Annotated in this window: 5 protein-coding genes, 1 pseudogene and 1 riboswitch; of the genes and pseudogenes, 3 read left to right on the top strand and 3 right to left on the bottom strand. The window is 38.1% G+C overall.

What is annotated here, in order from left to right:
* Positions 1-286: 286 nt before the first annotated feature.
* Positions 287-796 carry a QueT transporter family protein gene (locus D8787_RS10860; RefSeq protein WP_000737072.1) on the bottom strand — a complete coding sequence of 170 codons (510 nt, stop codon included), beginning with the start codon at positions 794-796 and terminating at the stop codon, positions 287-289.
* A riboswitch (PreQ1 riboswitch) is annotated at positions 794-890 on the bottom strand. (Overlaps the previous gene by 3 nt.)
* Before the next feature lie 28 nt (positions 891-918).
* Here D8787_RS10860 and D8787_RS10865 point away from each other — a divergent pair.
* Both D8787_RS10865 and mscL read left to right on the top strand, forming a co-directional pair.
* On the top strand, positions 919-1,350 hold the full coding sequence (locus tag D8787_RS10865; RefSeq protein WP_042900935.1) for a GtrA family protein: 432 nt from the start codon (positions 919-921) through the stop codon (positions 1,348-1,350).
* 81 nt (positions 1,351-1,431) lie between these two features.
* On the top strand, positions 1,432-1,812 hold the full coding sequence (mscL, locus tag D8787_RS10870) for a large conductance mechanosensitive channel protein MscL (protein ID WP_042900934.1): 381 nt from the start codon (positions 1,432-1,434) through the stop codon (positions 1,810-1,812).
* Between the two features lie 40 nt (positions 1,813-1,852).
* Here mscL and hemH read toward each other — a convergent pair whose 3' ends face one another.
* A complete protein-coding gene (hemH, locus tag D8787_RS10875) occupies positions 1,853-2,947 on the bottom strand; it encodes a ferrochelatase (RefSeq protein ID WP_125423804.1) in 1,095 nt (364 codons plus the stop codon).
* Between the two features lie 153 nt (positions 2,948-3,100).
* On the opposite strand from hemH, the gene pepT reads away from it, so the two are divergent.
* Positions 3,101-4,336 (top strand): peptidase T, encoded by a 1,236-nt coding sequence (gene pepT, locus D8787_RS10880; RefSeq protein ID WP_125423807.1) that lies wholly within the window; start codon positions 3,101-3,103, stop codon positions 4,334-4,336.
* A gap of 49 nt (positions 4,337-4,385) precedes the next feature.
* On the opposite strand, the pseudogene D8787_RS10885 reads toward pepT, so the two are convergent.
* Positions 4,386-4,566 (bottom strand): annotated as a pseudogene (locus tag D8787_RS10885) (group II intron reverse transcriptase/maturase); the annotation flags it as partial.

The following is a 4,566-nucleotide window of genomic DNA, read 5'->3' on the forward strand; positions in this document are numbered from 1 at the left end:
TAACCTTTAACCGCATTCAAACGTCTCACACTAACTTCCACCATAGCGGAACTTAATCTGAAACGCTTTCAGATGAGAGGATTTTGTGCGCTCTTTTTTTCGATTCAGTTTGGTTAAAAAAGCAATAAAATCAAGCATTAGTAAAACCAGTGGAACTTACCCTGACACGGATTTCCACTGGTTTTTACAATTTTTATCAGACTAACTTCCACTTGGATTAGCGGTGGAACTTAGTTTGGGAATTTACCAGAAAAAGCCAGGTAAGAGTCACCCAGCTTGTCTAATTCTATTTACTTAAATCAATTCGACGACCAATTTTACCAATAATAATCGCTCCAATAATTAATGAGGCAAATTCACCAATTCCTGTTGTGAACCAAGTAAGGAAAAATGGTAATTGTGCTACGATATTCAGCTCTGCAGCAATGGTAAACATGGAAATTGAAAAGAGGATTGAGAAAAAGAAATGATCTTTTCGAATTAATCCGTTAAAGAGGTAATCCTTGCTGTATTTTGCAAAAAGCCAAACACCTAGACTGAGAAATACCAAGGTTGATCCACCACCAACAAAGACATCTAGCAGTCCGAAACTAAAGAAATTAGCAATCATACAACCGATGGTAACTCCGATGATGTACTTAGGATTGTAAAAAGCCATAAAATTCATCATTTCTGAAATACGAAACTGATAAGCACCATAGCTTATGGCATTTAGGGGCGGTGTGACAGTCAAAACGACATAGATAGCAGCAACGATTGCAATATCTGCTACGTCACGAATAGTTAATTTTTTCATCTTTTCTCCTTTGGCGGTTTCCCGCGTGTAATATGCTTGGTGAAAGAAGCTAAGCACCAAGGGTTGATTCAATCAACCTTACTAGTATAGCACAATAGCCTGCTTTATGCTATACTAAAAACATGAAAATTTGTATTCAAAAATTTCTTAACAATGAAATCTTAGCCTATCTCTTTTTTGGCCTTGCAACAACTCTAGTTTCGATTCTCTCACGACTAGTCATTTATCAATTAACCCATAAAGAACTCCTTGCTACTGGGCTAGCAAATAGTATCGGTATCCTCTTTGCCTTTATCACAAATGATACAATCGTATTTAAGCAAACAAGGAAGAATCGACTTATCCGTTTAGTGAAATTTTCTCTTGCTCGCCTTTCTACTTTTCTGTTAGATTTGCTCTTTACTTTTCTGTTTGTGACTCAATTCCCTCATATTATAGGGCAATTTGTAAATGAAAATCTTGATAAGATAAATGCAATAGAAACGATAATTGCACAATTATTGATAATTATTCTTAATTACATTTTAAGTAAGGTCTATGTTTTTAACAAATAAAATTTCTAGGCATATATCTTGCAAGCTTTTCTTAATTAATATATAATTAAGAGCAAAAATTTTTGAAAGGGGATTAAGAAAATGTTAAAAGATCTTAAAGCATTTTTGCTTCGTGGTAATGTTGTTGACCTTGCTGTCGGTGTGATCATTGCCTCTGCTTTTGGTGCTATCGTTACTTCATTTGTTAATGATATCATCACTCCACTCCTATTGAACCCAGCCTTGAAAGCTGCTAAAGTACAAAACATCGCTGAGCTTGCATGGAATGGTGTTACATATGGTAAATTCTTGAGTGCTATTATCAACTTCCTTGTTGTAGGTACTGTTCTCTTCTTCGTTATTAAAGCTATGGAAAAAGCTCAAAGCCTTACTAAAAAAGAAGAAGTTGCTGAGGAAGCTCCAGCTGCTCCAACTGAGTTGGAAGTACTTCAAGAAATCAAAGCTCTTCTTGAGAAAAAATAATCGTTTAAAAGGATCTAGCACAAAGCTAAATCCTTTTTCTTTACTCTTTCGGCAACTTACCTGCTTTCTCAAGCATTTTCTTGATAAGATAAGGCATCTTAACATTTTCACGACCTTTTTTCTCAATCAATTTTTTAACAAATTCTGGCATTTGTAAATCTTGAGATTCGGCCAAAATGTTTTTAGTCTCATCTGAAGGAACTAACTCATCAAAGGTTTCTTCTTCTGGGAGAAATTCCTTAAATTCTTTGTCCTCATTAGCTCTGACGGTATTAACCAAGGCATCAATCAAACGAAAATCTGTATTTGGCATTGGTGGACGATGGTAGTTTACCCCAAATTCCTGACACAAGTCATAACATTCTACATCGTTGTCAAACAAGATCTCAATGTGCTCACTGATGAAGCTGATTGGAACAAAAATATAATGGTCTGGATGTTCTGTCTGTTCTCTGAGATACTCCAAAACATCTGGCTTAATCCATGGAATCCCGATATCACTTTCACTCTGCCAAGTGTTAGTATATTGCTCTGAACTCAAGCCTAGTTTTTCAGCGACTAACTTGCTATTTTCGAAAATTTGGTCGATATAGGGGTCACCAAAATCCAAGGCAAAAATAGGCACACTGTGGGCTGAAAAGATGACTTTAAAGCTATCTTGCTTCACTTCATCTTTTAAAATCTTAGCAATTTCATCTGCCCAATAGTTTAAGAGAGCTTCTTCTTGATACCAATCCTTAATAACCAAAAATTGAATTTGTTTGCTTTCTAAAAATTTCTCGTATCCCATGACAGAGTAAAAAGAATAATGAGGCTCCAAAATCAAGCAAATACACTGCTCGATTCCATCTGCTTCCATCTGACCAATCACATCTGGAATAAAAGGTTTGGAAAATTTATTGGCAAAATAGACACTATACTCATTCCCCAGTCTAGCTTCTACTAAGGCAACTTCTTCACGGGTAATTCTTTGCAGAGGCGTACCTCCAATAAGTACATAATTATCATAGAGTGTTTGAATCTCGTGGTCTTGAGGTCTCACTCCTCGACGAATATTTGTGAAAAAATCAGCTACACCTTCAAAGGTAATCTCTTCTGGCGAACCGAAGGTCATCATTAAAATTGCTTTTTTCATAACTACTTCCTTGTGATGTTTTTATCAATTTTATTTTATCATTAATTCATCGATAAGTAAACGCTAACATAGCAGATTGCCCTAACTTCTGTCTTTTGTTTTTCTCTTCTTTCTATGATACAATGGAAAAAATGAATTCAAAAGGAGTTTTTTATGACTTATCCAAATCTCTTGAACCGCTTCCTAACCTATGTTAAGGTCAACACGCGCTCTGATGAACACTCTACTACTACTCCAAGTACACAGAGTCAGGTTGACTTCGCGACCAATGTCCTGATTCCAGAAATGAAACGTGTTGGTCTGCAAAATGTCTACTACCTTCCAAATGGTTTTGCGATTGGGAGCTTGCCAGCCAATGATCCATCTTTAACACGTAAAATTGGCTTCATCTCCCACATGGATACTGCTGATTTTAATGCCGAAGGAGTCAATCCTCAGGTGATTGAAAACTACGATGGTGGTGTGATTGAACTAGGGAATTCTGGTTTTAAATTAGATCCAGCAGACTTCAAGAGTCTTGAAAAATATCCAGGACAAACACTCATCACAACCGACGGAACAACCTTGCTAGGTGCTGATGACAAGTCAGGGATTGCTGAAATTATGACCGCTATTGAATATCTGACTGCCCATCCTGAAATCAAACACTGTGAGATTCGTGTTGGTTTTGGTCCAGATGAGGAAATTGGTGTTGGGGCTAATAAATTTGATGCAGAAGATTTTGATGTTGATTTTGCCTACACTGTTGATGGTGGTCCATTAGGTGAGCTTCAGTACGAAACCTTCTCAGCAGCTGGAGCTGAATTGCATTTCCAAGGACGTAATGTCCACCCTGGTACTGCCAAAGGGCAAATGGTCAACGCCCTACAGCTAGCAATTGATTTTCATAATCAACTTCCAGAGAATGACCGTCCTGAGTTGACAGAAGGTTACCAAGGCTTCTACCATCTAATGGATGTGACAGGTAGTGTTGAGGAGACCCGTGCAAGCTACATTATTCGCGATTTTGAAAAAGATGCTTTTGAAGCGCGTAAAGCAGCTATGCAGTCTATTGTTGATAAGATGAATCAAGAACTTGGTAGTGACCGTGTCACCCTAAACTTGACAGACCAGTACTACAATATGAAAGAAGTCATTGAGAAAGATATGACGCCAATTACCATTGCTAAGGCCGTTATGGAAGATTTAGGGATCAAGCCTATTATTGAACCAATCCGTGGCGGGACAGACGGCTCTAAAATTTCCTTTATGGGAATCCCAACTCCTAATATCTTTGCTGGCGGCGAGAACATGCACGGACGTTTTGAATACGTCAGCCTTCAGACCATGGAACGTGCAGTTGATACCATCATTGGCATCGTAGCCTATAGAGAATCGAGTAGGGGATAATCTCTAGCCCCTCTCACACCACCGTACGTGCCGTTCGGCATACGGCGGTTCAACTAACTTTTAACGCATGTCGTTCAAGGTAATAATCCAAACACGAAACCAGTCCACGTTTCTCAAGGACTGGTTTTGATATAGCACGTTTAAGTACCGACTTCTGAGCTACTAATTGATAGTGGTCACCCCAGCCAGATACCTTATCTGCTATCCATTTAGGAACTCCTAACTTAAGC

The sequence above is a fragment of the Streptococcus mitis genome (assembly GCF_003944325.1).
GTDB classification, from domain to species: Bacteria; Bacillota; Bacilli; order Lactobacillales; family Streptococcaceae; genus Streptococcus; species Streptococcus mitis_CW.

What these genes read in the sequence shown, in the direction of transcription:
- pepT (WP_125423807.1), top strand. Translation starts at nt 3,101, where the DNA reads ATGACTTATCCAAATCTCTTGAACCGCTTCCTAACCTATGTTAAGGTC.
- D8787_RS10865 (WP_042900935.1), top strand. Translation starts at nt 919, where the DNA reads ATGAAAATTTGTATTCAAAAATTTCTTAACAATGAAATCTTAGCCTAT.
- hemH (WP_125423804.1), bottom strand. Translation starts at nt 2,947, where the DNA reads ATGAAAAAAGCAATTTTAATGATGACCTTCGGTTCGCCAGAAGAGATT.
- D8787_RS10860 (WP_000737072.1), bottom strand. Translation starts at nt 796, where the DNA reads ATGAAAAAATTAACTATTCGTGACGTAGCAGATATTGCAATCGTTGCT.
- mscL (WP_042900934.1), top strand. Translation starts at nt 1,432, where the DNA reads ATGTTAAAAGATCTTAAAGCATTTTTGCTTCGTGGTAATGTTGTTGAC.